Below are 21,794 nucleotides of genomic sequence, written 5' to 3'. Positions count from 1 at the left end.
AGGGCTTTTCGTTTTATGACCTTTTTAAGGATTTTCTTACAGCTCTTCGTCGAAGGGAGCGGCACTGACGCAGCGCAGGTTCTTTTCGAGCTGGGCGGTGCTGCTGGCACCTACCAGCACAGAGGTGACGGCTTTCTGGTTCAGAATCCAGGCCAGGGCCATCTCTGCCAGCGTCTCACCGCGACTCTCTGCCACATCGTTATACTGGTGCAGCTTTTCCAGTAGCTCGGGTGTCAGCATGTCTTCTGTCAGGAACTGTCCTTTCGACATGCGGCTATCCTTGGGAATGCCATTTAGGTAGCGGTCTGTCAGCAGGCCTTGTGCCAAGGGCGAGAACGAGATGAAGCCAATACCCTCTTCAGCGCAGAGGTCAAGGATGCCCTCTTCCTGAGGCTCACGATCGAGCAGATTAAGACGGCCCTGATAAATCAGCAGGGGCACGTCGCGCTCACGAAGATATTTGGCTGCAAAGCGTGTGGCCTCCAGTGGCCAGCGTGAGATGCCGATATAGAGCGCCTTGCCCTGGCGCACGATATCGACGAGAGCCTGCAGCGTCTCTTCCAATGGGGTCTCTGGGTCGTAGCGATGGCTGTAGAATAGGTCTACATAGTCTATCTTCATGCGCTTCAGACTCTGGTCGAGCGACGCCATGAGATACTTTCTGCTGCCCCAGTTGCCATAAGGGCCGGGCCACATGTCGTAGCCTGCCTTCGACGAGATGAAGAGCTCGTCGCGATAGGGGCGGAAGTCCTCGTCCATCAGTCGTCCCATGGTCTCCTCTGCCGAGCCGTATACTGGGCCGTAGTTGTTGGCCAGGTCGAAGTGCGTGATGCCATGGTCGAAGGCATAGTGGGTTATCTCACGGCTGCGTTCGTAGGGGTCTACGCTTCCGAAGTTATGCCAGAAGCCGAGGCTCACCTTAGGCAGTAAAACACCAGAGCGCCCGCAGCGCTTATACTCCATTCCGTTGTCGTAGCGGTTCTTGTCCGCCAAATACATTTCTTTCATTGTCTTTGTCTGGTATTGCTAAATTGCTGCAAATATAGTGGAAAATATCGATATTTGCAAGTACAATAGGAAAAAGTAAGGTATAAAAATGAAGAAACGTTAGAGAATCTGAGGAATTTTATATAAATTTGCAGGCGAAAATCGAAAACAGCTATCAGGATTTATTATTTAATGCTAAATTATGAATAAAAAGTTATTATCACTAGGATTATTATTCGTGTCTGCCCTCACCGCTATGGCGCAGACGACAAGTGTGTCATCTCCAGACGGGAAACTGCAGGTCAGCATCGACTGTAAGGACGGACAGGCCTTCTATACGGTCAGTTATGACGGTAAGGCCATGCTGACGCCTTCTGCCCTTGGACTGAAAGCCGATATCGGTGATTTCTCGCAGGGCCTGAAACTGAAAGACAGCAAGCAGGGCAGTGTAGACAAGACCTACACCATGACACGTACCAAAACAGCAACATCGCACTTTGTGGCCAACCAGCTCGACGTTCAGCTCGAGAATGCCGACGGTCTGCCACTCGAGGTTACTTTCCTCGTTTCAAACAATGATATCGCCTTCCGTTATACGCTGAAGCAGGCTAAGCGCAGGGATGTACGCACGGCTGTGGTCCAGGGCGAGACCACAGGCTTCAATTTCCCTGAGACAGCCACCAGCTTTATCTGTCCCCAGAGCAAACCCATGGTCGGCTTTGCCCAGACCAAGCCTTCATACGAAGAGGAATATACTCCCGACGCAGCCCTCAACACTCCTTCTGCCTTTGGCGAAGGATATACCTTCCCCTGTCTGTTCCATATTGGCAACGACGGCTGGGTACAGGTCAGCGAGACGGGTACTAACGGAAAATACGTAGGTTGCCACCTGAGCGACTATGAGCAGGGTAGGGGTTACACGATCGCCTTCCCCAATCCGAAGGAGATGAAGGGCATGGGTGGCGATGGTGCTGCCATCTCTCTGCCTGGCTCTACCCCTTGGCGCACCCTCACCGTGGCTTCTACGCTCGAGCCTATCGTCGAGACCACCATCTCTTATGATGTCGTAGAGCCTCTCTATGAAGCCAAGACCGACTACCGCCCTGGCCGTTATACATGGGGCTGGCTCATCTGGCAGGATAACTCTACCATCTATGAGGATCAGGTGAAGATGATCGACGTGGCTGCCCAGATGGGCTATGAGTACTGTCTGGTCGATGCCCTTTGGGACACGCAGATTGGTCGCGACCGTGTAGAGGAGCTTTCAAAGTATGCTCAGAGCAAGGGCGTCCGTCTGTTGCTGTGGTACAACTCCAACGGCACATGGAACGATGCGCCTCAGGGACCTCACGATGGTATGAACAGCGCCATCGCTCGTGAACGCGAGATGTCGTGGATGGAGAAGATTGGCGTGGCTGGTATCAAGGTCGACTTCTTCGGTAGCGACAAGCAGCCCATGATGCAGCTCTACGAGGATATTCTGGCTGACGCCAACCGTCATCAGCTGCAGGTCATCTTCCACGGATGTACCCTGCCTCGCGGTTGGGAGCGTATGTATCCTAACTTCGTGGCCAGCGAGGCCTTCCTGGCTTCAGAGAACGTGTTCTTCACAGAGTATCACGCCAAGAAAGAGGGCTTCGAACTCACCATGTACCCCTTCAGCCGTAATGCCGTGGCTGCTGCCGACTGGGGCGGTGTGATGATGAACCACCACCTGAGCCGCGACAACAAGAGCCGCCACCAGCGCTATACCAGCGATGTGTTCGAGATGGCATCGGCCATCGTCATCCAGACCAGCGTGAACTGCGTGGCTATCTATCCTAACAACCTTGAGGAGCTGCCTCAGTTCGAACTTGACTTCTTGCGTGAGATTCCTACCACCTGGGAGGAGAGCCAGTTCATCGACGGCTATCCTACTAAGTATGTTGTGATGGCCCGTCGTACAGGCGACCGCTGGTATGTGGCAGGCCTGAATGGTACTCAGGAGAAGAAGACGCTTACCCTGCAGCTCCCCATGCTGGCAGGCAAGACCGTCCGCTACTATACTGACAAGCCGCAGAAGAAGGGCGAGATTCTTCCTGCTTCAGAGCTCAAGACCCTGAAGGTTAATGCCAACGGTGAGGCCAAGGTAACCATCCAGCCCATGGGCGGCATCATCCTCGCAGAATAATAGTTTTTCTATATCAGTCTATATAAGACTGTATGGCTTCTCGTTTTGTAGAATGTCAATAAAACATACCTGAAAAAGTGCCTCTCAGCTGGCTCATTCTAGAGCAGCGGGAGGCGCTTTTTGGGTTTCGTTCACGTTCTCAATGACTTACGGAAACGGCTCAAAACTCGCGTATTTGCGGCTGAAGGGCGGCTTGCTCGTAAAGACACAATTCTCACGAGGTTGTTTGTCTTATTGTTTTACCAAAGCAGAAGCCGACATTTCTAAAAGTCTCCTAATTATTTGGTATTCTCGTTGATTTGCACTACCTTTGCAAGCAAATCGAAACAAACAGATCAAAAAACAAATGAGGAAGATGTTAGTGAGTGTGGCGCTGTTGGCTGCCACATGTGTTCAGGCACAGACGGTGGTTGACACGGTGCTCAACAGGGCGGGCAGCGCTCCCTTCAGCTATGCTGTGGCTGTGCCAGACGGTAACTATCGCGTCACCGTGACGCTGGGTTCGAAGAAAAGGGCTGCCCAGACGGTGGTGCGTGCTGAGTCGCGACGCCACTATACGGATGTGGTGACAACGAGGAAAGGCAGGTTTCAGGAGGTGACCTTCGTGGTGAACAAGCACCAGCCGCTCATCGAGGGCGACAGGGTGGTGAAGCTGAAGCCTCGCGAACTGACATATAAGAATTGGGACGACTCGCTCAGCCTGTCGTTCTGCGGTCCTGCTCCTGCTGTGCAGCGCATCAGGATAGAGCCTGCCAACGATGTGACCACGGTGTTTCTCTGTGGCAACTCGACGGTGGTGGATCAGGAGAACGAGCCTTGGGCTTCGTGGGGACAGATGATTACCCGCTGGTTTACCCCCGAGGTGGCCGTGGCCAACTATGCCGAGAGCGGACTGTCGTGTACCACCTTCCTGGCTCAGTTGCGCCTCGATAAGATTCTGTCGCAGCTGAAGCAGGGCGACTACGTTATCGTGGAGTTCGGCCATAACGACGAGAAGGAGAAGAAGCCCGGCGACGGCGCCTGGTATTCCTATTCCCGTAACCTGAAGATATTCGCCGATCGCGTGAGGGCTGCTGGCGGACATATCATCTTCTGTACGCCAACGGCGCGAAGATTCTTCAATCCTGACCACAAGACGATACAGAACACCCACGGCGATTATCCGGAGGCCATGAAGACGGTGGCTGGGCGCGAGGCTGTGCCTGTGATAGACCTGACCCGTATGTCGACGGCCTTCTATGAGGCGCTGGGCGAGGAGGGCTCGAAACGCTCGCTGGTACACTATCCTGCCAACACGTTCCCAGACCAGAACCAGCCTTTGGCCGATAATACCCACTTCAACCCCTTCGGTGCCTGGGAGGTGGCCAAGATGGTGGTGATGGGGCTGAAACAGATAGGTTGCCCCTTGGCGGCGTGCCTGCGTAGCGACTGGCAGGACTTCGATCCTCAGCAGCCCGACGATGCTGACGCCTTTGTGTGGCACATGTCTACAGGCAGCAGCCTGACGAAACCAGACGGAAATTAGGAAAGATATTATCAATAATAGAAAACTTATGAAAAGATTTGCATTTAAGATGTACCTGAAACCAGGTTGTGAGAAAGAGTACGAGAAGCGCCATGCCGCTATCTGGCCCGAGTTGGTGAAGATGATCAAGGACGGAGGCGTAAGTAACTACAGCATTTATTGGGATAAGGATACGAACATCCTGTTCGGCTATCAGGAGTGCGAAGGCGAGGGAAACTCGCAGGACACGGAGAACGTGGACCCCATCACCCAGAAATGGTGGGACATGATGGCCGACATCATGGAGGTGAATCCCGATAATTCGCCCGTCACAGTACCCATACAAGAGGTGTTCCATCTGGACTAGGGATTGACATTTCTTACTTTTAACACGGATTAATCGCATTTTCTTTGGGAAAAAAGAGATTAATCCGTTTTCTTTTTGTACCTTTGTGCCCGAATTAGAATTTTATAACGTTATAAATAATAGAAATGGCTGAAACTAAGAAAATTAAGACCGCTTTGGTGTCTGTATTCCACAAAGACGGGCTCGACGAACTCCTCAAGAAGTTGAATGATGAAGGTGTGAAATTCCTCTCTACTGGCGGTACCCAGCAGTTTATCGAATCACTGGGCTATGAGTGCCAGAAGGTAGAGGACGTGACCACATATCCCTCAATCCTCGGCGGACGCGTGAAGACGCTCCATCCAAAGGTGTTCGGCGGTATCCTGGCTCGTCGTGAGAACGAGGGCGATATTGCTCAGATGAAGCAGTATGAGATTCCTGAGATTGACCTGGTGATCGTTGACCTCTATCCTTTCGAGCAGACGGTGGCCAGCGGCGCTTCTGAGGCTGACATCATCGAGAAGATCGATATCGGCGGTATCTCTCTGATTCGTGCCGGTGCCAAGAACTTCAAGGATGTAGTCATCGTGCCTAGCAAGGCTGAATATGGCGTGCTGCTCGACATCCTGAACAAGAAGGGCGCTCAGACTGATATTGAAGACCGCCGTATGTTCGCTGCCCGTGCCTTCGGCGTAAGCTCTCACTACGATACTGCTATCCACAGCTGGTTTGTGAAATAATAAAGAAAGAATATAATGGGATTTTTTAGTTTTGTGCAAGAGATTGCAATGGACCTGGGTACTGCCAATACAATCATTATCAGTGATGATAAGATTGTGGTAGATGAGCCCTCTGTCGTTGCACTGGATCGCCGGACCGACAAGATGATTGCTGTCGGTAACGAGGCGAAGATGATGTATGAGAAGACACACGAGAACATCCGTACCATCCGTCCGTTGCGCGATGGCGTGATTGCCGACTTCTCTGCCTGTGAGCAGATGATGCGCGGACTCATTAAGATGGTGCATACAGGCAGTCGCCTGTTCTCGCCCTCGCTGCGCATGGTGATTGGTGTGCCCTCAGGATCTACTGAGGTGGAACTGCGTGCCGTTCGTGACTCTGCAGAGCATGCCGATGGTCGTGACGTATATCTGATTTTCGAGCCGATGGCCGCAGCTATTGGTATTGGTATCGACGTCGAGGCTCCTGAAGGAAACATGATTGTGGATATCGGTGGCGGTTCTACCGAGATTGCCGTGATTTCTCTGGGAGGTATCGTTTCGAATAACTCTATCCGTACTGCTGGCGACGATCTGACTGCTGATATCCAGGAGTATATGTATCGCCAGCATAACGTCAAGGTCAGCGAGCGTATGGCCGAGCGTATCAAGATTGCCGTAGGTTCGGCACTTACCGATCTCGGCGAGGATGCACCTGAGGACTTCGTCGTACACGGACCTAACCGCATCACGGCCCTGCCTATGGAGGTGCCTGTATGCTATCAGGAGATTGCACACTGTCTCGACAAGACCATCTCGCGCATCGAGACTGCTGTATTGTCGGCCCTTGAGAGCACTCCTCCTGAGCTGTATGCCGATATCGTTCAGAATGGTATCTACCTGACTGGTGGCGGCGCTCTGCTGCGTGGCCTCGACAAGCGTCTTACCGACAAGATGCACATTGAGTTCCATGTGCCTGAGGATCCCCTCCACAGTGTTGCTAAGGGTGCGGGTATCGCTCTGAAGAATGTAGACCGCTTCTCGTTCTTGATGAGATAATAGAAAGAGGAAATGCGCAACCTGCTGGATTTCCTGAGAAACTATCATCACTGGTTCGTTTTCATTTTGTTGGAAGTGGCCAGTGGTGTTCTGTTGTTTCAGTACAACAGCTATCAGGGCAGTGTGTGGCTTTCGTCGGCCAATGTGGTGGTAGGCAAGGTGAACCAGTGGGAGAGTGGAGTGCTTCATCATTTCTCGCTTTCAAGAGTAAACGAAGAGCTTGCCACGCGCAATTTCTATCTGGAACGCCAGGTGAGCCAGTTACGCCGCCTGTATACCGACCTCACCAAAGACACTACGGTGATGGAACGTCAGGAACTCCAGTTCCTCAGTCAGTATCAGCTCATTCCTGCCAAGGTGGTTGATAATACCGTTCATAAGGCTGAAAACCTGATGACCATCGATAAGGGAAGTGCCGACGGGGTAGAGGTTGATATGGGCGTGGCCTGTGGTAGTGGCATCGTTGGCGTGGTCTACCTCGTCTCCGATCATTACTCTGTGGTGATTCCTGCGCTTAACGCCTCTTCTTCACGTATCAGCTGTGCCATCCGTGGCCGAGGCTATTTCGGCTATCTGCATTGGTATGGTGGCGACCCTTCAGTGGCTTATGTAGAGGATGTGCCTCGTCATGCCAAGTTCAAGTTGGGCGAGTGGATAGAAACCAGCGGCTTCTCATCCATCTTCCCTTCAGGTGTCCTGGTAGGGCAGATAGAGCAAGCCTATAACTCGAGCGACGGCTTGTCGTACAAGCTGAAAGTACGCCTGAGTACCGACTTCAGTTGTGTGCGTGATGTGTGTGTGATTAGTGACAAGAGCATTGCCGAGCGTGCCGCTTTGATGCAGGCAGCCCGCGACTCGATTAATATGAAACAGCGATAAAAACAGAATCAGCAGATGGCAATAGAATTACTCAACCGTTTGGTCATGTTCGGGGCTTTGTTCCTGGCTCAGGTGCTCATCCTGAACCATGTACACCTGTTTGACGTAGCCACGCCTCTGCTTTATGTTTATTACGTCATCACATTCCGCCGTGGTTTTCCCAAGTGGATTATGCTGGTGTCGAGTTTCGTTCTTGGCTTGGTTGTTGATATATTCTCCAGCACGCCTGGACTGGCCGCAGGTAGTATGACGTTGGTGGCACTTCTCCAGCCCTACATCCTGGAACGCTTGGTGCCGCGTGATTCCGCTGACGACCTGAAGACTTCCGCCAAGACACTCTCTTATGGCAAGTTCTCATTTCTGAGTGGCGTGATTACGGCTATATACTGTCTGGTGTTCTTCACACTCGAGGCCTTCTCCTTTTTCGACTGGCTCGTATGGATGGAGCGTATTCTGGCCAGTATCGTCCTGACTTGGATTCTGTTGATGGCTATTGAAACTGTTCGTTCGAAGTGAAAGACTACGATCTTGAGTACCGGCGCTATGTGATTGGTGGGGTGGCTATCCTGATAGTGGTCATCTATATCATCCGTCTGTTCATGCTCCAGATAACGAGCGATGACTATAAGAAGAGTGCCGACTCTAACGCCTTTCTGAAAAAGATAGAGTATCCCTCGCGTGGAGCCATCCTTGACAGAAACGGCAAACTGATGGTCTACAATCAGCCTTCTTATGATATCATGGTGGTGATGAACGAGGCCAAGGGGCGTCTTGATACCCTTGACTTCTGCCAGTCGCTGGGCATTACGAAAGAAGAGTTCGACCGCCGAATGACTACCATGAAGGACCGTAATAAGAATCCCGGCTACTCGCGTTTTACGCAGCAGCTCTTCATGAGTCAGCTGAGTGATAAGGACTTCAGCGTCTTTCAGGAGAAGATGTACCGTTTCCCGGGCTTTTATGTGCAGAAACGCAGTGTGCGCCAGTACCAATATCCTGTAGCCGCTCATGTGCTGGGCGATGTGGCAGAAGTGTCGCCCGCCGATATCGAGGAGGATGAGTACTATCAGCCTGGTGACTATATCGGTAAATTAGGAATAGAGCGTTATTACGAGAAACAGCTTCGTGGCGAGAAAGGCGTGCAGATACTCCTACGCGATGCCCATGGTCGTATCCAGGGCCGTTATATGAATGGCGAATTCGATCAGCGTGCTCATCCCGGTAAGAACCTCACGTTAGGTATCGACCTTGAGCTGCAGAAACTGGGCGAGCGTCTCATGGAAGGCAAGATAGGTAGTATCGTGGCTATCGATCCCTCTACGGGCGAAGTGCTCTGTATGGTGTCGTCGCCCTCCTATGATCCGCGTATGATGGTAGGACGCCTGCGTTCTAAGAACCATCGCTTGCTTACTCAGGATGTGTGGAAGCCTCTGCTCAATCGTAGTATCATGGGACAGTATCCCCCGGGTTCTACCTTCAAGACCACGCAGGGACTGACCTTTATGACTGAAGGTATCATCACTGCGTCGACAATGTATCCCTGTGGTCATGGCTTCAACTTTAAAGGCTTGCACGTAGGTTGTCATAGCCACGCAGCTCCGCTGGCATTGGTGCCCGCCTTGAGCACCTCGTGCAATGGTTACTTCTGCTGGGGACTATACCACATGATTAATACGAACATATCTAAGTACGGCTCTGTACAGAACGCCATGAACACATGGCGTGACTATATGGTGTCGATGGGCTTTGGCTATCGTCTGGGTATCGACCTGCCTGGTGAGAAACGAGGACTGATTCCCAACGCCCAGTTCTATGATAAAGCTTATAAGGGTTCTTGGAATGGCTTGACCGTCATCTCTATCGCCATCGGACAGGGTGAGGTGAATGCCACCCCGCTTCAGATAGCCAATCTTGGTGCTACCATTGCCAATCGTGGCTATTACTACGTACCTCATGTTGTTCGTAAAGTGCAGGGGGAACCTCTTGATACGCTCTTTACCCGCAAACACTATACAAAGGCTTCACGTCAGGCTTACGACTATGTGGTTCAGGGTATGCGCTCGTCTGTGCTCGGTGGTACCTGTCACGAACTGGGCAAGTACGACTTTATGGCCTGTGGTAAGACGGGTACGGCTCAGAACCGAGGTCACGACCACTCTGTGTTTATGGGATTTGCGCCGATGGATAACCCCAAGATCGCTGTAGCCGTATATGTGGAGAATGGCGGATGGGGTGCCACCTATGGTGTGCCCATCGGAGGTCTCATCATGGAACAATATATAAAAGGTAAACTCTCTGAAGCCTCTGAGGCCAGAGCAAAGAATATTCAGGAACGTCGCATCGCTTATGGTACAACCGACAGATAAAAATCAGAAAGGTGTCATCCGCTCACTCGACTACTGGACGATAATCATCTATATTGCCCTGCTGACCTTTGGGTGGTTCAGCGTATGTGGAGCCAGTTATACTTATGGTGAGACCGACCTCTTCAGTCTGGATTCACGCTCCGGCATGCAGATTGTGTGGATAGGAACCTCTATTGTTTTGGGCTTCGTCATCTTGATGCTTGACGACCGCTATCTTGACATGTTTGCCTATATCATCTTTGGCGGTATGCTGCTTCTGCTTTTTGCCACCATCTTCAATCCGCATAGCATTAAGGGATCGCGCTCTTGGCTGGTGTTAGGTCCCTTGCGCCTGCAACCCGCAGAGTTTGCTAAGTTTGCCACGGCCTTGGCCTTGGCTAAGTTTATGAGCACTTATGGCTATTCCATCCAAAAATGGAAATATTTTGCACCTACGCTGGCCATCGTGTTGTTGCCCATGCTATTTATCGTCTTGCAGCGTGAAACGGGTTCTGCCCTGGTCTATCTGTCGTTCTTCCTGATGTTCTACCGTGAGGGCATGCCAGGTAGTATCCTGTTTACCGGTGTGGCTATGGTGGTCTATTTCGTGGTGGGCATCCGTTTTGCCGATACCATGTTCTTCTATACTCCCACGTCGGTGGGTAAGTTTGTGGTGCTGCTCATGATTCAGCTTTTCTCATGTGGACTGCTCTATGTTTATCACAACGATCGTCGTGAGGCTGTCCGATTGGCACTTATAAGTATCGGTATCACTGCCTTGATTGTTCTTTTCACCCTTGTCATCATTCCCTTCGATATCTCTTATATAGAACTGGGCTTGTGTATTATACTCATAGGCTATCTGCTTTGGCGCTTCCTGATTACACGTGTGCGTAATTACCTTTGGATTTCGCTATTCGCCTTAGGGTCGCTCTTGTTCTATAATCTGGCTGACTATGGCCTGAACCATGTACTTGAGCCCCACCAGCGTGTTCGTATCAATGTGCTGCTTGGTTTGGAGGAAGACCTGAAGGGCGCTGGTTATAACGTACATCAGAGTGAGATAGCCATTGGTTCAGGCGGCTTGGAGGGTAAAGGCTTCCTGAATGGCACACAGACAAAGCTCAAGTACGTGCCTGAGCAGGATACCGACTTCATATTCTGTACCGTTGGTGAGGAAGAAGGTTTCGTGGGTTCTGCAGGTGTGTTGTTGCTTTTCCTGGCATTGATACTAAGACTTATTCATCTGGCAGAGCGTCAGCCCCGTCGTTTCGGACGTGTCTATGGCTATTGTGTAGTTAGCATCTTTTTGTTCCATGTGTTCATCAATGTCGGTATGGTACTGGGGCTTACTCCTGTAATCGGTATTCCTTTACCGTTCTTCAGTTATGGTGGCTCGTCGTTGTGGGGCTTCACATTCTTGCTGTTCATCTTCCTTCGTATCGATTCCAGCCGGAATATGGCGTATCGCTAACCTTATTATTTCCTACGCAGGCGCAAGCCGACATCGGAAATACCCGGAATCAACTCGCGTTTCATATTGTGAACAATGTAGACTACCAATGAGTCGCCTTTGTTCAGGTTAAGTTCGTTCATGTCGAAACGATATTGGTAGTAGCTTACGCCTTCACCTAGCGGTGTGCCGTATTTGTCCATCAGCTCGCAGGTGTAGGCATAGCGGTGAGAGCCTCCCAATGGCAGTATATGCTCGTCGACCAACATGGTCAGACTCAGGAAGGGGTAATCGCCGTTGATGCGCATTTCCAGTTGCTCCTGATAGGTGCCTTCTTCAGCCACAGGCGGTATGGAGAATGTCAGCGTGTCGTTCTTCTCCCATACATAGCCTGGTACATGCTCATAGTGATGATATACCGTCTTATCATCACACGAGACCATCCCCAGTGTGATGATAAGCAGTAATAGTGTGGCTATTTTATTCCGCATGCTGTTTCTTGGCATTGTTAGGCTTGTTATTGCCACCATTGCCACCACGGTTGGCGGGTTTCTTCTTTTTCTTTTTCTTAGCCTTGTCAAAGCGGCTGATGTCGCCTCCTGCCAAGTCGATGTTGGGTTTCTCTTCTACTGACTTCTTGCCGTTCTCGTTCAGTGATTCGGGCTTCTCACCGTTGCGATTCATCTCGATAACCTCTTTGGCCCTCTCGGCACTGATGGTCTCGAGATTTGCTGCTATGTTCTTATCGGTAGAGTAGGTGACGAGTCCTGCCAGGATGTCGCTCTTAAACAAATGGTATTCGGCATCCATTGTGTGCAGGGTAATCTCTTTACCAGGTAATCTCTTGCCTGCCTCTACGTAGTCGTCTACTTCGTAGTTAAGACAGCATTTCAGTTTGGCGCACATACCTGCCAGCTTCTGAGGGTTCAGCGAGATGTCTTGGAATCGGGCTGCGTTAGTGCTTACCGTAGTAAAGTTCTTCATCCATGTGGCGCAACATAGCTCACGTCCGCAAGGACCGGTACCGCCAATACGTCCAGCTTCCTGACGGGCACCAATCTGTTTCATCTCAATGCGAACATGGAATGCTGCTGCCAAATCCTTGATTAGTTGGCGGAAGTCAACGCGCTCATCGGCTATATAGTAGAATATGGCCTTGTTACCATCGCCCTGATACTCCACGTCGCCAATCTTCATATCGAGTCCCAGACCTTTGGCTATCTTGCGGCTCTCTATCATCGTTGAGTGCTCGCGGGCTTTCGCCTCTTGGAACTTCTGCATGTCGGTCTCACGGGCTATACGGTATACGCGCTTAATGTCGTCGGGCGACTTGATGTTGGCCTTTTTTAACTGAAGTTTTACCAGACGTCCAGTGAGCGTAACTACGCCTATATCGTGTCCAGGACTTGCTTCTACTGCCACCACATCACCCTTCTTCAGGTCCAGGTTGTTCACGTTGTGGTAGTATCCCTTGCGGGTGTGCTTGAACTGCACTTCTACCAGATCGGTGGTGTCCACGTTGCCTGGTACGTCAGCCAGCCAGTCGTATGTGTTCAACTGCCTGTCCTGTCGTCCAACAGCCTGATGGCACAAGCCTCGGTCGCATCCTATCATGATGGTATGTTCCTTTGTATTGTCAGTCATATCTTTATTGTTTATTATCTTGTCTTTTCTTACTTTTGCAAAAGCAGGACTATCATCTGTAGTGCAAGGTCGAAGAATACAATCTTCGCGTTTGCGTTCTGCCCGATGTCGCGAATAGCCAGATTAGCCAGGTCGCTGATAGGCAGGATATTCTTTTCGTTAACGAATCGAGCGAAGTTGCGTGCGAAGTCCTCTTCTTTTTGCGTCATGTAGTTCAGTTCCTCTTGCTGGAAGTTGTACATGAAGTTCTCTCGCGTCATTGTCAGAAAGTAGGTCAACCAGCGTTTCTGTTTCTCTCGTCCCATATTGGCCAGCTGCTCGCTCCATCTCCTCAACTCCTTTATCTTGCGCTGGTAAGCCAGTCTCATAAGCATGATATAGAGGTCGAGGAACAGTTCGTTTTCCGAATTCACCTGCAACTCCTCCAATGCCTTCAGCCAGTTTCCGTTGGCTCTGCGACTGATGCGATGAGCCTCTTCTTCGCTCACCCCTCTGCGCTCTATCAGTGCATTTCTGATATCAGCCTCATTGGTACGCTTGATGTCAATGCGCTGCACACGGCTACGTATGGTCTCCAGCAGTTTGTCGGGTTCCTCGCTCACCATGATGAACACCGTCTGCTGTGGTGGCTCCTCTATCAGCTTCAGCAATTTGTTGGCGCACTCTATGTTCATACGCTCGGGCAGCCAGATAACGCTGACTTTGTAGCCTCCCTGACTCGACTTCAGACTCAGTTTCTTCACCAGGTTGTCACTCTCGCCTGCGGTAATGATGGCCTGCTGGTTCTCGCCTTCCATCATCTTCATCCACTCGTCCATGGTGAAGTAGGGTGTCTGAGATATCATCTCGTGCCACTCTTTAGCAAAGTCGTCGCTTACGGGCTTGTGGTCAGTACTCATCGAGGGCAATTTGATGGTGGGGTAGGTGAAATGTAGGTCAGGATGTTCCAGCTTCTGCAACATGGCCTTGGCTGATGGCGTGCCGTTGTCGAGCAGCTGACATGCGAAGGCTGTTGCCAGCGCCATCTTTCCGCTACCCATGGGCCCGCAGAGCATCAGTGCATGAGGCAGACGGTCTTCTTTCACCATCTGCATCAGCCGTTCCTTGGCTTCCTGTTGTCCTATCACCTCATCAAATGTCATAGTCTCTTTGCTACTTCAATAACAGAATCTACAGCCGATACGGTGTAGAAGTGAATATTGTTCACCCCGTGGCCATACAGTTCCTTGCACTGAGCTGTGGTCCATTCTATGCCTAGTTGACGGGCATCTTCATCAGTCTTGCACTTCACCACCTCCTTGGCCAGTGCCTCAGGAATGTCACAATGGAAGGTCTTTGGTACAACCGTCAGCTGAGCAAGTTTGGCAAAGGGCTTGATGCCAGGGATAATGGGAATGGTGATACCCATCTGTCGTGCTTTCTCGACAAAGGCGAAGTATTTCTCGTTGTCGTAGAACAACTGTGTCACTGCATATTGTGCACCCAGCTCTTGCTTCTCTTTCAGATACTGCATGTCCATCTCCAGGTTGGGCGCCTCCTCGTGCTTCTCGGGATAGCAGGCCACGCCATAGGCAAAGGGTTTGCCTGGGCGTTTGATGGGTGTGCCGTCGGCAAAAAAGCCCTCGTTGAACCGCTTCACCTGCTTCATCAGTTCTGTGGTGTGGGCATGCCCGCCTGGTGTGGGCACAAAGCGACTGTCTTCCTTCGCTTTGTCGCCACGCAGCAGCAGCACGTCGCTGATGCCAAGGAACTGCAGGTCGAGTAATTCGTATTCTATCTCCTCAATCGTAGAGCCGCTGCATATCACGTGGGGCTGAACGGGGATGTTGTATCGCTGTTGTATGGCAGCGGCAATGGCCACCGTTCCAGGGCGTCGGCGGATGCGCTGACGTTCAAACTGCCCGTTGTCCAACTCTTTGTATACATATTCCGAGTGGTGGGTCGTAATGTTGATATAGGCAGGATTCAGCTCCAGCATCTTGTCGATATCGGCAAACAGCTTTTCCGTACCCGTCCCCTTCAGCGGCGGCAGTACCTCTATAGAGAACCGCCTGCAGCTCTTATCTTGGTGAATAAACTCAGTAACACTCATAATTGGCTGCAAAGATAATAAAAAATATAGAGGTAAATTTACTTTTTTACTTTTTTTTCTTACCTTTGCAGCGAAAATGATGAGTATTAAGCAATTTCTTAAGGATTGGACCCTTCCCTGCGCCATAGCCATTGGTACGGTGGTTTATCTTACTTTCTATTTCGTGCCACAACTCGATGGGCTTGGCGACTCCTTGGGTGAGGTGGTCGATGCTGTTTTTCCGTTGATGGTGTTCTCAACGCTGTTCTCCACATATTGTCGTGTCGATTTCCATCAGATGCGTCCCCATCGTTGGCACTTGGGGGTGTTGCTGGCTCAGGTGGCGTTGGTTGCTCTTAACGTGTGGATTATCTTCGGCGTTGAAGCCGATCCCGAGCAAAAGCTGCTGTGGGAGAGTGTGCTTACCTGTATCATTGGTCCTACGGCCACAGCCGCTCCTGTGGTTACTGCCAAGATTGGCGGTAACATCAATACTATGACCGCCTTTGTGGTCATCTCTGCCTTTGCTTCGGCCCTCATGATTCCCGCTGCGTTTCCTCTCATCGAGCGCGGCAGCCAGCTCGACTTCTGGACCGTCTTCTTCATCATCCTCCAAAAACTTGCCCTTGTGCTTGTGTCGCCGTTGGTGCTGGGATGGCTCGTTCAGCACTATGCCAAGCGTTTCTGTGCTTGGCTCGTGTCTATCCCTGATCTCTCGTTCTATCTTTGGTCTGTTCAGCTGAGCGTCACCTCGGGGGTCACCGTTCGTAACATCGTGCATAGCGATGCAGCCTTGCGCACCCTCCTGATGATAGCCGTCATGAGTCTGATTCTCTGCTTCATTCTTTTCCTTGTGGGGCGTTCTATCGGGCGCCATCTGGGCGACGAGATCGATGGCGGACAGGGCTCGTTCCAGAAGAATACGGCCCTCTCTATCTGGGTGGCTTACACCTATCTTAACCCCGTGGCCTCTGTCGGCGCTGGCTGCTATGTCTTATGGCAGAATATCATCAACTCTCTTGAACTCTGGGAGTACCGTCGCAAACATTCGGCGACCTGATTTGTTATGAGTCGGATTGTAAGAAAAATTAAATCCCCCGTCAATTGTCGGGGGATTTAATTATTGTCTATTTCTTAACCTTGTAGATTCGGAAGGTCTTGGCAGGGATGTCGTCTAAGAGGAGTGAACTCTTCTTGCCAGCATCGACCTGGCAACTGCCTTCTATAGGAATGATCTTCTCAGGATTGTCGAGCGTGTTCTCGTCGTCGTCGCCATCGTGTGTGAGGGTGATAATCTGGGCGGTACGGGTGCCCTTCATGCCCTGCAGCTGGATGCTGAGTGGCTGGGCTTTATCGCTGGTGTTCACCACCTTGATGATGACCTCGCCTGTCGCCTTGTCGAATACACTGCTGGCGAAGAGACCATCCTGCCCCTCCTGACCTGCTACAGGCTTGCCCTGCATGGTGAGTGGGAGCACGTTGGTACCCTTGTTGACAGCATAAAGTTGCTGAACGTAGTAACTTACCGACTTGAACATGCGGAGATTGTCGAACCAAATGGCATCTGGTCGCCACTGCCAGCCCTCAACATGGGCGAAGAGGGGAGCGTAGGTCGCCATGTGTACGATGTCGGCATTGCGCTCGATGCCTGTCATGTGGGCAGCCTCTAAAAGTGAGGTGTAGTAGTGATTCCACTTGTGATTGTTGGCACCATGGCAGGCATATTCGCCAGCAAACACACGGGGACCCTTACGGTCGTAGGAGTCGTAGCGCAGACCGTGGCTGAGGAACCACTTTTCGTTGCGGTAGTAATGCTCGTCATAAAGGTCGACTTTGAGCTCTTTCATGCGAGGCTGTAGTAAGTCGAAGTCCCAGCCCTCAGAGTTAGGACCAGTAGTGCCGATGAGCTTGATGTTGGGATATTTGGCACGGATGGCGTCGGAGAATTTCTTAAGTCTGGCAGTGAACACAGGACCGAAACCTCCATGCTGTTCGTCGTAGTCCCACTGTTCGTTGCCCACGCCGAGATATTTCAGGTTGAAGGGCTCGGGATGGCCCATCTCAGCGCGTACCTTACCCCACTGAGAGTCGACGGGACCGTTGGCAAACTCGATGAGGTCGAGCGCATCTTGGATATAGCTGTCGAGGCTGTCGAGGGCTACATGAACACCAGGCTTGGTAGGGTCTGGATTCTGGAACTGACATGAGAGACCGCACGAGATGACGGGCAGAGCCTCAGAACCGAAATCCTCACAGAGCTGGAAGAACTCGAAGAAACCGAGACCATAGCTCTGAAAGTAGTCGGGATAGAAACGATGGCCAAAAGTATAGTGCCAACGGTTCTCGTTGAGTGGACGGTTCTCTACAGGACCAACGCTGTTCTTCCACTGATAGCGGCTTTCGAGGTTTACACCTTCAACAATGCAACCGCCAGGGAAACGGAACACGCCAGGACGCATGTCGTAGAGCGCCTGAGCCAGATCTTTGCGCATGCCGTTCTCGCGTCCTTTCCATGTGTCAACGGGGAAAAGGGAGATATGTTCTACGTCAGTCGTAACCTTCTTGCCTGTGAGGAAAATGCGAAGAGCGCCCTTGGCCTCGGTGCGGGGCGACTTAATCTCAGCAGTGTATTTCTTCCACTCCTTACCTTCGATATTAATATTGACACGGGCGAAACGCTGATCCTCGCCCATAGTGTCGTTGTCGACAAAACTCACCTCGAGGGTAGACTTTCCGCCCTCAGGGCAGCGGGCCCAAAGCGAGAAACGGTAAGTGGCATCTTTCTTGGTGGCGATGCCGAAGAAACCTTCGTTCTCTAGACCTGTGAACTTGTCGTTGTGGCCAGCATAGCCGAGACGTACGTAGTGGGGATTGCGCTCAAAGGGGCCGTCAGAGCGAACCTCGAAATTTCCGTATGCACGCCAACCCATCAGACTTTGGGGGAACTCGAAAGAGCGGTTTTTCACCATTTCAGCATACAAACCGCCATCGGCTGCGTAGTTGATATCCTCGAAAAAGATGCCGTACATCGTAGGCTGTACGGGAGCCCCTAACTTCTTGGTGTTCACGTCGAGGACGTGGGTCTGAGCAGCGACCGACAGGCCGATGGTCAGTAGACTGATTGTTGCAAATTTCCTCATTTTTTTAGTAGTTGTTAGTAACATGACGGGCACAAAAGTACATAAAAAAAACGATATAGATGATACATTATAGAAAAAATAACATTTTTATGACGGAAAATGTTTGGCAGTTTCAGTGGAAAGCAGTAACTTTGCAGAGATTTTCTAAGAACCTAAGGGTATGATGATTAACCATTATCTACGGATATTGTATGTCGGTGCGGCTTTTCTGACAGCGTCGGAGACGTCGGCTCAAACTTTACAGTGCTCAGATACAATAGTTCATCGGCAGTTGCAGGAAGCGATGTGGAAAGCTTCTGGAGGCAACTCGAGAGATGAACTATACGATGCCTGTGTGGCTTTTCATAGGCATGCCAAGGAAGAGGGCGACATCGTTGCGGCTAATAATGCGTGGGTGTGTGGCATCATGTACAACTTAGGTAAGATGGATATCAAGGAAGCCTATTATGTGACTCAAGCGATGAAAACCGACATTATGACCAGCAGGTATCCTGAAGCTGGGGATTTTTATGTGGCGAACATGCTGGGTCATATATATAATACCTGTGGTAATATTCCCGGTGCGCAGGAAGAACTGTTGAAGTCGGCCGAGTTGATTAAGGGTACCATGTTTGAGCGCGAAGGACTGGCTTTTATCTATCTCGCGCTTGCCCATGCACATCTTAATAATGATTTGAAGGAGAGCCTTCATTGGATTGACGTGACGCTGGAGGAGGCGGGGAAGTTTAAAGGTTCGTGGAACTATTACAGGGCTCTGATTGATGCCTATGCCATCAAGGCAATTGTGAGGTTCAAACAAAGAAACTATGATGCATTCAACAAGTGTTTCAGTATGATGGAGGATGTTGAAAGAACAAGTAAGATATCCTCTGGCGACCTCTTTGCACCCTATGCCCGTATTTACAAGACCTTGATTGACGGCGATACGGAAAAGGCTTTGGCCGAGGCAGACGCGCTATCGAACCTGAAGGAACAGTATCTCGTAAAATGTGACATATTCCGTTATATTGGCGATAACGACAAGGCTTTCCTGACCCAGAGAGAACTGATGCACAAACGTGACTCTATCACGGGAGTGATGATCGCGGAGAATATGCGGCAGCATGAAGCAGAGATAGGACTTGTCGTTAAGCAGAAGAAAACGGCCAGGGTGATGAACTTTGTATTGCTCGGCGCCGTTGCGTTGGCATTTCTCGTTATCGTGCTGTTGGTGCGCATCCTCCTTATACGTAGGAATTTCTCAAAGCGACTTATGGTTAAGAACGAGGAACTGAGAGCTGCTTATAAGAAAGTTACGGCTGCCGATGAGATGAAAACGGAGTTTATCAGGAATGTGAGTCATGAGATACGTACGCCGTTGAATATCATCAATGGTTTCTCCCAAGTGCTTACAGACGAGGATTGCACTTTTACGCCAGAAGAACGTCATGAGATAGCCACCACCATCGGTGAGAATACACGACAGATTACTTCGTTGGTGAACAAAATGCTGGCGTTGGCTAACGAAAGTACTAAAGATTTGATGGTTGATGCTGTGGAGACGGACGTTGCTGATGTATGCCGAAGAGCTATAGAAGCAATGCCGATAATAGATACAGAGAAGATAAAAGTGGAGTTCATAGACACGACAGATGGCGAAACAACCATTGAGACGAATGGCGACAGTTTACTACAGATATTAGAGAATCTGCTGGAGAATGCGGCAAAATTTACCGAACAAGGGCACATATACTTGAAACTCGACAGGGACGATGAAAACTTCTATTTCACTGTAGAGGATACGGGTTGCGGTATCCCTGATGACAAGAAAAGTACGATATTCGAGTATTTTGTGAAGGCTGATGAATTTAAACAGGGCTTGGGATTAGGACTGGCCTATTGCCACAAGATTGCGAAGAAACTAAACGGAAAACTTTTGCTTGTTAAAACGTCGGACGAAGGAACAACGTTTACGCTAAACTTACCGATTAAACTTAAAAAACATAAAACATTATGAATCAACAAACTCTACAACAGGGTAGCAAAGCCTACCTGATTTCAATCGTGATGGTTGCCGTACTTGGTGGCCTTCTGTTCGGCTATGACACTGCCGTTATTTCTGGTGCAGAGAAAGGTCTGCAAGCTTTCTTTATGGAAGCAAAGGATTTTGCCTATACTGACGGATGGCATGGATTTACTTCTGCTTCCGCTCTGATAGGCTGTATCATTGGTTCTGCCCTGTCGGGCTATCTGGCCACCAATTTAGGCCGTAAGAAGTCGCTCATTATCGCAGGTATTCTGTTCTTCATCTCAGCCTTAGGCTCGATGGATCCGGAATTCATGTTCTTCGAATATGGTACGCCAACTTATTCACTGCTGATCATGTTTAATATCTACCGCGTAATCGGTGGTATTGGCGTAGGTCTGGCTTCTGCCATCTGCCCAATGTACATCGGCGAGGTGGCTCCTTCTAATATCAGAGGTATGCTGGTGAGCTGGAACCAGTTTGCTATTATCTTCGGTCAGTTGGTAGTTTATTTTGTGAACTTCTTTATCTTGGGAGACCACATCCAACCGCTCGTAGAGGAGATGGGTAAGGGCTTGGCTGCAATTACCCCCGCTGCACAATGGACCGTGACAACAGGTTGGCGCTATATGTTCGGAAGTGAGGCTGTGCCCGCAGGACTCTTTGCATTGCTGATTTGCTTTGTACCTGAAACACCGCGTTATCTTGTAAGTATAGGTCAGGATCAGAAAGCTGAAGGTATTCTGGCTAAGATTAATGGTACTGCAAAAGCTGCTCAGATTTTGCAGGACATCAAGGATACGATGGTGGTGAAGACCGAGAAACTGATGACCTATGGCGCACTCTGTATCTTCGTGGGTATTATGCTGTCTGTATTCCAGCAGGCTGTTGGTATTAATGCCGTGCTCTACTATGCACCGCGTATCTTCGGCGATATGGGTATGGAGAATCCTATGGTGATCACCGTATTCATGGGCGTAATTAATATTCTGTTCACATTGGTTGCCATCTTTACTGTAGAAAAACTTGGACGTAAGCCGCTGTTGATCTGTGGCTCGCTTGGTATGGCTTTGGGCGCCTTTGGCGTTGCTCTGACTTTCGGACACGCAGGTCTGGAGATGCTCACAGCCGCCTCGTTGCTGGTTTATTCGGCTTCGTTCATGTTCTCATGGGGACCCATTACTTGGGTGCTCATTGCTGAGATATTCCCCAACACCATTCGTGGTGGTGCGGTTGCTATAGCGGTAGCCTTCCAGTGGATATTCAACTTCATCGTCAGCTCTACCTTCGTACCGATGTTTAATATGCATTTGACAGAGGGTGATGATTTCGGACACTGGTTTACATATGGCCTGTATGGCATCATCTGTGTGATTGCGGCTCTCTTCGTTTGGCGACTGGTTCCTGAAACAAAGGGGAAGACCTTGGAGGATATGACCAAATTATGGAAGAAGAAATAAAAGAGATAAATA

General features: G+C 50.4%; 18 protein-coding genes. 12 read left to right on the top strand and 6 right to left on the bottom strand.

Going from position 1 to position 21,794, the window contains the following annotated elements; genetic code table 11:
- Nucleotides 1-36 precede the first annotated feature (36 nt).
- On the bottom strand, nucleotides 37-1,008 hold the full coding sequence (locus T325_RS06235) for an aldo/keto reductase (protein WP_036911459.1): 972 nt from the start codon (nucleotides 1,006-1,008) through the stop codon (nucleotides 37-39).
- Between the two features lie 181 nt (nucleotides 1,009-1,189).
- On the opposite strand from T325_RS06235, the gene T325_RS06230 reads away from it, so the two are divergent.
- The 9 genes from T325_RS06230 to rodA all read left to right on the top strand — a co-directional run bounded on the left by T325_RS06230 (nucleotide 1,190) and on the right by rodA (nucleotide 11,483).
- Nucleotides 1,190-3,157 carry a glycoside hydrolase family 97 protein gene (locus tag T325_RS06230; protein WP_036911458.1) on the top strand — a complete coding sequence of 656 codons (1,968 nt, stop codon included), beginning with the start codon at nucleotides 1,190-1,192 and terminating at the stop codon, nucleotides 3,155-3,157.
- 346 nt (nucleotides 3,158-3,503) lie between these two features.
- On the top strand, nucleotides 3,504-4,682 hold the full coding sequence (locus T325_RS06225; RefSeq protein WP_036911457.1) for a rhamnogalacturonan acetylesterase: 1,179 nt from the start codon (nucleotides 3,504-3,506) through the stop codon (nucleotides 4,680-4,682).
- A gap of 28 nt (nucleotides 4,683-4,710) precedes the next feature.
- On the top strand, nucleotides 4,711-5,028 hold the full coding sequence (rhaM, locus tag T325_RS06220) for an L-rhamnose mutarotase (protein WP_036911455.1): 318 nt from the start codon (nucleotides 4,711-4,713) through the stop codon (nucleotides 5,026-5,028).
- 125 nt (nucleotides 5,029-5,153) lie between these two features.
- Nucleotides 5,154-5,747, top strand: a complete 594-nt coding sequence (locus T325_RS06215) for an IMP cyclohydrolase (protein WP_036911453.1) — start codon at nucleotides 5,154-5,156, stop codon at nucleotides 5,745-5,747.
- 15 nt (nucleotides 5,748-5,762) lie between these two features.
- The gene (locus tag T325_RS06210; protein ID WP_036911452.1) at nucleotides 5,763-6,785 is read left to right on the top strand and encodes a rod shape-determining protein; all 1,023 of its coding nucleotides are present in this window, start codon (nucleotides 5,763-5,765) and stop codon (nucleotides 6,783-6,785) included.
- Nucleotides 6,786-6,797: 12 nt separating this feature from the next.
- A complete protein-coding gene (gene mreC / locus T325_RS06205) occupies nucleotides 6,798-7,664 on the top strand; it encodes a rod shape-determining protein MreC (RefSeq protein ID WP_036911451.1) in 867 nt (288 codons plus the stop codon).
- 15 nt (nucleotides 7,665-7,679) lie between these two features.
- Complete coding sequence (mreD, locus tag T325_RS06200) at nucleotides 7,680-8,180, top strand: rod shape-determining protein MreD (RefSeq protein WP_036911448.1); 501 nt, start codon at nucleotides 7,680-7,682, stop codon at nucleotides 8,178-8,180.
- Complete coding sequence (mrdA, locus tag T325_RS06195) at nucleotides 8,177-10,030, top strand: penicillin-binding protein 2 (protein WP_036911446.1); 1,854 nt, start codon at nucleotides 8,177-8,179, stop codon at nucleotides 10,028-10,030. The genes mreD and mrdA overlap by 4 nt, the downstream gene beginning before the upstream one ends.
- Nucleotides 10,011-11,483: a rod shape-determining protein RodA gene (gene rodA, locus T325_RS06190; protein ID WP_036911444.1), complete on the top strand. Its 1,473-nt coding sequence runs from the start codon at nucleotides 10,011-10,013 to the stop codon at nucleotides 11,481-11,483. The genes mrdA and rodA overlap by 20 nt, the downstream gene beginning before the upstream one ends.
- Nucleotides 11,484-11,488: 5 nt before the next feature.
- Here the strand turns inward: rodA and T325_RS06185 are convergent, their stop codons facing one another.
- Genes T325_RS06185 through T325_RS06170 form a run of 4 tightly spaced genes read right to left on the bottom strand, consistent with a single transcriptional unit; the run spans nucleotide 11,489 to nucleotide 15,198 of the window.
- Nucleotides 11,489-11,953: a gliding motility lipoprotein GldH gene (locus T325_RS06185; RefSeq protein ID WP_036911442.1), complete on the bottom strand. Its 465-nt coding sequence runs from the start codon at nucleotides 11,951-11,953 to the stop codon at nucleotides 11,489-11,491.
- Nucleotides 11,943-13,106: a PSP1 domain-containing protein gene (locus T325_RS06180; protein ID WP_051949749.1), complete on the bottom strand. Its 1,164-nt coding sequence runs from the start codon at nucleotides 13,104-13,106 to the stop codon at nucleotides 11,943-11,945. The genes T325_RS06185 and T325_RS06180 overlap by 11 nt, the downstream gene beginning before the upstream one ends.
- Before the next feature lie 29 nt (nucleotides 13,107-13,135).
- On the bottom strand, nucleotides 13,136-14,248 hold the full coding sequence (locus T325_RS06175) for a DNA polymerase III subunit (protein ID WP_036911440.1): 1,113 nt from the start codon (nucleotides 14,246-14,248) through the stop codon (nucleotides 13,136-13,138).
- Entirely contained in the window at nucleotides 14,245-15,198 is a 954-nt protein-coding gene (locus tag T325_RS06170; RefSeq protein ID WP_036911438.1) for a methylenetetrahydrofolate reductase, read from the bottom strand. The genes T325_RS06175 and T325_RS06170 overlap by 4 nt, the downstream gene beginning before the upstream one ends.
- A gap of 76 nt (nucleotides 15,199-15,274) precedes the next feature.
- On the opposite strand from T325_RS06170, the gene T325_RS06165 reads away from it, so the two are divergent.
- Nucleotides 15,275-16,237, top strand: a complete 963-nt coding sequence (locus T325_RS06165; protein WP_036911436.1) for a bile acid:sodium symporter — start codon at nucleotides 15,275-15,277, stop codon at nucleotides 16,235-16,237.
- A gap of 67 nt (nucleotides 16,238-16,304) precedes the next feature.
- On the opposite strand, the gene T325_RS06160 is transcribed toward T325_RS06165, so the two are convergent.
- Nucleotides 16,305-18,317: an alpha-L-arabinofuranosidase C-terminal domain-containing protein gene (locus T325_RS06160; protein ID WP_036911434.1), complete on the bottom strand. Its 2,013-nt coding sequence runs from the start codon at nucleotides 18,315-18,317 to the stop codon at nucleotides 16,305-16,307.
- Between the two features lie 160 nt (nucleotides 18,318-18,477).
- Between T325_RS06160 and T325_RS06155 the strand changes: the two genes are divergently transcribed.
- Nucleotides 18,478-20,313 (top strand): sensor histidine kinase, encoded by a 1,836-nt coding sequence (locus tag T325_RS06155; protein ID WP_036911432.1) that lies wholly within the window; start codon nucleotides 18,478-18,480, stop codon nucleotides 20,311-20,313.
- Nucleotides 20,310-21,782 (top strand): D-xylose transporter XylE, encoded by a 1,473-nt coding sequence (gene xylE / locus T325_RS06150; RefSeq protein WP_036911430.1) that lies wholly within the window; start codon nucleotides 20,310-20,312, stop codon nucleotides 21,780-21,782. The genes T325_RS06155 and xylE overlap by 4 nt, the downstream gene beginning before the upstream one ends.
- Nucleotides 21,783-21,794: the final 12 nt, after the last annotated feature.

The sequence above is a fragment of the Prevotella sp. FD3004 genome (genome assembly GCF_000746155.1).
In the GTDB taxonomy this organism is placed as follows: domain Bacteria; phylum Bacteroidota; class Bacteroidia; order Bacteroidales; family Bacteroidaceae; genus Prevotella.
Note: the sequence above shows the minus strand (reverse complement) of the source record. Positions and strands in the feature narration are given on the sequence as shown.